Genomic DNA, 5,525 nt, shown 5'->3' with positions numbered 1-5,525 from the left:
CAGATGGCTTTCAAAATCGATCCGGCGATCGATTGCTTCGGGTAGTTCCTGAATCTGGATTAACAGCAGCTTCAAAAATTCACTGATATTCAGCCTAGAGAGCTGCAATGGTTGGGGTTTTGCATAGGAAAGAATTTCCGGCAACAGATGTTTGAGCCGATCGGATTCGCTCAGAGACAGGGCTAGCCGCTCCCGATCGACCAATCAGACTGAATTAATTTGCTCACCCCCTGCCAAGGCTGGCAGCTTGCTAGAGGCACTTAACGTGAAAAGTCAGGGTAGTTGAGAACTGTGACGATCGAGTTTGGAACCGACCCAACCCAGCAAATAGCCGAGGTGGATCTTACCCACCTCGGCTATTTAATATTCCCGATCGATTATTTAGCAGCGGGAATCAAAACGGTATCGATCGCGTGAATGACACCGTTGCTAGCTTTGACATCAGCAAGGATCACACTGGCATTATTAATCATGACCTTTTTACCTTTGATTTTGACAGTGACATTACTGCCTTCAACGGTAGCAACCGAGCCAGCTTTGAGCTGCTTGGAGGTCACGGTACCAGGAACGACATGATAAGTGAGCACTTTTTTGAGTTGCTCTTGGTTTTCGGGTTTGAGGAGGTTTGCAAGAGTTGCTTTGGGCAGCTTTGCAAATGCCGCATTGGTCGGTGCAAATACGGTATAAGGGCCTTCTGCCGATAAGGTATCGACTAGATCTGCGGCTTTAAGAGCTTTAACTAAAGTAGTGAAATTTTTATTACCAGCAGCAATAGTGACGATCGTTTTGCCAGTAGGTGCTTTTTTGGTGGGGGTGGACATGCTACCGCCAGGAGTAGTCGTACCGGGGGTACCCGTCGATCCACCACTAGGAGTAGTGGTAGCAGGGGTAGTCGTCGGTGTCATCGTACCACTTTGGGCATAACTGGAGATACTCGCGAATAAACCTGTAGCTACGACTGCGGCACCCAGAGTTGCAGCAATCGATTTGGAGAAGATGGATCTAGACATGGGGAAGTAAACCTAATTAAGAATATTAACGTTCTTAATATCATGATGACATTTAATTAAGTTTTGTGTTCCCGATATCTAGATCGGGAAATCGGTGATTCTGAGAGCATCTGGTGGCCTAGCAAAAAGAGCGATGGCAATCGCCACCACTCTTTTCAAGATCGCCAGCTGGCGATCTGAAGATTTGCTAAAAACTAGATTTTACCGCGCAACATCATCGCCATTTCATTGGCTGTCGGCGAGAGTTCGAGGGCGGTTTCTTCAGTAATTCGACCTTCTTGGTAGAGGGCAAACAAGGATTTGTTCATCGTAATCATCCCGTCAAATTCCCCATCGGTCATCAGTGGGGCGATCTCATCATACTTACCATCACGGACATAGTCTTTGACGGTTTCGGTATTGATCAAGATGTCGTGATAAGCCGCGCGTTTACCGTCGGTAGTCCGACATAAGCCTTGGGAGATTACCGCGACCAGCGATTCGGCGAGGGAGACGCGCATGACAGCTTGTTCTTCAGGTTTGAACAGATTGAGAATCCGCTCGATCGTTTTGATCGCACTGTTGGTGTGCAAGGTACCGATCACTAAGTGCCCGGTTTGAGCGGCTTTTAATGCTGTATTGACCGTCTCGCGATCGCGCATTTCTCCCACTAGGATCACGTCGGGATCTTCGCGCAGAGCCGCTTTCAGGGCGGTATCGAACATCAATGTATTGGCACCAACTTCCCGATGCTTGATCAGTGCGCGCTTGCTTTTGTGAATAAACTCGATCGGATCTTCGATCGTGATAATGTGGCGCGGCATTTCTTTGTTCATAAAATCGACCATCGCGGCCATCGATGTCGATTTACCAGAACCTGTCGGCCCCGTGACGAGGATCAAGCCCTTGTGCTGGTAGCAGACATCGCGAAATACTGGCGGTAAGCGTAATTCCTCGATCGTGGCAATCTGCATCGGAATCAGTCGCATCACCATCGCATAACCATAGAGCGAGTCAAATACATTGATCCGCACCCGTGCGAAATCGTACTGGGTAGCACCATCAAAGTCCAAATTCTCTTGAAATGTGCGAATATCTGCCTCGCTCAAAACTTCATGCAGCCAGGACATGAAGGTGGCTAGATCGGTTTCTGGATAGTCAGTGGTTTGAATCTCGCCCCGATTGCGAAAGCGGGGATTTTCACCGACACCAACATGAACATCCGAATAACCAGCCTCAAACGCTGCCGCGATCAATTTGCCGATCGATGGCTGTCCTGGTGGTAACTGATAGCTGGGTTTGGTAGCCTGAGTCTGAACCATCGTGGCGGTGCTCAGACTGGGCGGGGGTGGCGGAAAATGACTCGATAGACTGGGTGCTGGTGGCGGTGGTGCCGGGAAATTACGGGAGTTTACCATAGATCGGCGGGCTGGATGATGTTGTGCGACTACTCTTGTTTAGGTTGCCCAAATTTTGACCGGAGATTGACGATCTGTTGTGGATCTGGGTTCTATTTTGTGAGCCACGCCGACATGCTGCTCGTTAGATCGACCCGCACTCAAAGATATCCGATTTTTTGGCAAGACCCATGTGTGCTAAATCGATCGGAATCGCTACCGAATCGGTAAATTCACGGAATATTTTTGGTATTTAAAGAACCTTCGCTGAAACACTCGAAGTTTGGTAAGATAGGAGGCATATATACATTATTCTCCTAAATTATTATGCTAATTGTTACATTTTTGTCGATGAGGTTCGGATCGACCTAAATTCCTCGATCTGCATTCGTTACCGATTGCGCTGATGGTTGTTTGACACATTCGTCCGATCGATTGGCGATCTTCGACCCGATGCTTATACTCTATATCTTTAAATTAACTAGCTAAACTTTACTATCCCCAGTCCGATCTTTCGTTATCTGTGCCGCTATGGTTGGTTAATTCCCAGCCTTAGAGTGTTGTGCTAACCTAATTTAGCTAAATTTCAGAGTGTTAGATCGCCATTGGTGTAGCCTCTTTTATGTGTGTGAAACTTCCTGTCTTCGTACATCGAGAGCCACTTTACTTTAACTATAAAAATAACTAGGTAATATTTATAATGTTTTCTGCTGCTAACCGTCTCTCCATCTTTGTGGACGGCAATAATATGTTTTATGCCCAACAAAAAAATGGGTGGTTTTTCGATCCTCGGCGCGTGCTGGAGTACTTTACGAAAGAACCAGAGCTGATGCTCATTAATGCTTTTTGGTACACTGGACTCAAAGATGCTCAGGATCAACGTGGGTTTCGCGATGCGCTGATCAGTCTCGGTTATACCGTCCGCACCAAAATCCTCAAGGAGTATTACGATGATACATCCGGTCGCTACTCCCAAAAAGCGAATCTGGATATTGAAATTGTGGTCGATATGTTTAATACTGTAGATCAGTACAATCGAGTTGTGCTCTTTAGTGGCGACGGAGATTTCGAGCGCGCGATCGAGCTACTCAGATCGAAAAATACCCACATCACTGTGATCTCGACCGAAGGGATGATCGCCAGGGAGTTGAGGAATGTCACAGATCGCTATATCGATCTCAATGATATTCGCGATCGGATCGAAAAAGTTGATTCCCTATAGGAGAACCAATCAAGTGTTAGCACACCAAGAAATCAAAATAATGCCAGTCAAATTGTCTGAGTTACTATTGCTTATCTAGGTGGCAGAAAGATAGCGATGCGATCTTAAATCGCTGGTAATAAACAAGTTGATGATTGACAACACAAATTCATGATCAACTTCTAATTCATCTGTCACCTTAAACATCAAGCAAATTGATTCACAACTAAGATAGGTTCATCCACTTAATTGATGTGGGTGTACCGATCTGGATGTTGAATCTACTAGTAGCTTTTGTGATTAATTCATTATTCTTTTGAGAGATCTAACACCATGACTCAACAACCAGCATCAGACCGCATTATTATTTTCGACACCACCCTGCGCGATGGCGAACAGGCTCCTGGTGCCACCCTCAACGTGGATGAGAAAATTGCGATCGCCCGCCAACTGGCACGGCTCGGTGTGGATGTAATCGAAGCGGGATTCGCTTTTGCTAGCCCTGGGGATTTCGACGCAGTGAAACGGATTGCCGAATTGGTCGGTACCGAGGATGGCCCGACGATCTGTAGCTTGGCTCGCGCCATCCCAGCGGATATCAAAGCCGCCGCCGAAGCCTTGCAACCCGCAGTCCATGCGCGAATTCACACCTTTATTTCCACCTCCGATATTCACTTGGAATATCAGTTGAAGAAAAGTCGATCGGAAGTCCTCACCATCGCCGAAGAAATGGTGACTTACGCCAAATCCTTCGTCAAAGATGTGGAATTCTCGCCCATGGATGCCGCCCGATCGGAGCCAGCGTACTTGTATCAGGTCGTGGAGCGGGCGATCACGGCAGGGGCGACGACGATTAACATCCCCGACACCGTCGGCTACATGACCCCTAGCGAATTCGGCGACATGATTCGCGGCATCAAAGAGCACGTCCCGAACATCGACAACGCGGTTTTGTCCGTCCATGGTCACAACGACCTTGGCTTAGCCGTCGCCTCCTTCCTCGAAGCGATCAAATACGGCGCACGCCAACTAGAATGCACCATCAACGGCATCGGCGAACGGGCTGGGAATGCGGCGTTGGAAGAATTGGTCATGGCCTTACATGTGCGCCGTCAATACTTCAACCCGTTCCTGGGTCGCCCTGTGGATTCGGAAACGCCACTGACTAATATCAACACCACCGAAATCTATCGCACGTCGAGGTTGGTGTCCAACCTGACGGGGATGCTGGTGCAGCGAAACAAAGCAATCGTCGGAGCCAACGCCTTCGCCCATGAATCCGGCATCCACCAAGACGGGATGCTGAAGAACCGCAACACTTACGAAATCATGGACGCCCAGTCGATCGGCCTCACCGAAAATTCGATCGTCCTCGGCAAACACTCCGGCCGGAACGCATTTCGGACTCGCTTGTTAGAATTGGGGATCGAATTGTCCGAGCACGATCTCAACAAAGCCTTCCTGCGATTTAAGGATGTAGCCGACAAGAAAAAAGAAATCGCAGATCGAGATCTCGAAGCGATCGTTAACGACGAAACCCAACAAATCCCCACCATCTTTGTCCTCGATCGAGTCCAAGTCACCTGCGGCGATCGTGCCCAACCGACTGCTACTGTGACAGTCAGGATGCCAGATGGTCAGGAATTGAGCGATGCTGCGATCGGTACCGGCCCTGTCGATGCCGTCTACAAAGCAATCAATCGCGTCATCAACGTTCCCAATCAATTGATTGAATTTTCGGTGCAATCAGTTACTGGTGGTATTGATGCGATCGGCGAGGTGACGATTCGGCTCAAGTATCAGGAATATACTTATTCTGGTTATGCAGCCAATACCGATATTATTGTGGCATCCGCACAAGCATATATTAATGCCCTCAACCGTCTGTATGCTGCCAAAACGAAGTTAGAGGAAGCAGCGAGTCGGTTGATAGTTAAT

The 5,525-nt window shown here is 48.2% G+C and carries 4 protein-coding genes and 1 pseudogene; 2 read left to right on the top strand and 3 right to left on the bottom strand.

Annotated elements, in window-relative coordinates; translation table 11 throughout:
• The 3 genes and pseudogenes from RMO27_RS15155 to RMO27_RS15145 form a co-directional block, all read right to left on the bottom strand.
• A pseudogene (locus tag RMO27_RS15155) lies at window positions 1–204 on the bottom strand (ATPase); the annotation flags it as partial.
• Window positions 205–377: 173 nt separating this feature from the next.
• Complete coding sequence (locus RMO27_RS15150; RefSeq protein WP_309733963.1) at window positions 378–1,010, bottom strand: fasciclin domain-containing protein; 633 nt, start codon at window positions 1,008–1,010, stop codon at window positions 378–380.
• A 194-nt stretch (window positions 1,011–1,204) separates the two neighbouring features.
• A complete protein-coding gene (locus RMO27_RS15145; RefSeq protein ID WP_309733961.1) occupies window positions 1,205–2,407 on the bottom strand; it encodes a type IV pilus twitching motility protein PilT in 1,203 nt (400 codons plus the stop codon).
• A 679-nt stretch (window positions 2,408–3,086) separates the two neighbouring features.
• On the opposite strand from RMO27_RS15145, the gene RMO27_RS15140 reads away from it, so the two are divergent.
• On the top strand, window positions 3,087–3,608 hold the full coding sequence (locus RMO27_RS15140) for an NYN domain-containing protein (protein ID WP_309733960.1): 522 nt from the start codon (window positions 3,087–3,089) through the stop codon (window positions 3,606–3,608).
• A 312-nt stretch (window positions 3,609–3,920) separates the two neighbouring features.
• The coding region (locus RMO27_RS15135) for a 2-isopropylmalate synthase (protein WP_309733958.1) at window positions 3,921–5,525 on the top strand (1,605 nt) is incomplete at its 3' end.

Source organism: Chamaesiphon sp. OTE_75_metabat_556 (assembly GCF_031378165.1).
In the GTDB taxonomy this organism is placed as follows: domain Bacteria; phylum Cyanobacteriota; class Cyanobacteriia; order Cyanobacteriales; family Chamaesiphonaceae; genus Chamaesiphon.
Note: the sequence above shows the minus strand (reverse complement) of the source record. Positions and strands in the feature narration are given on the sequence as shown.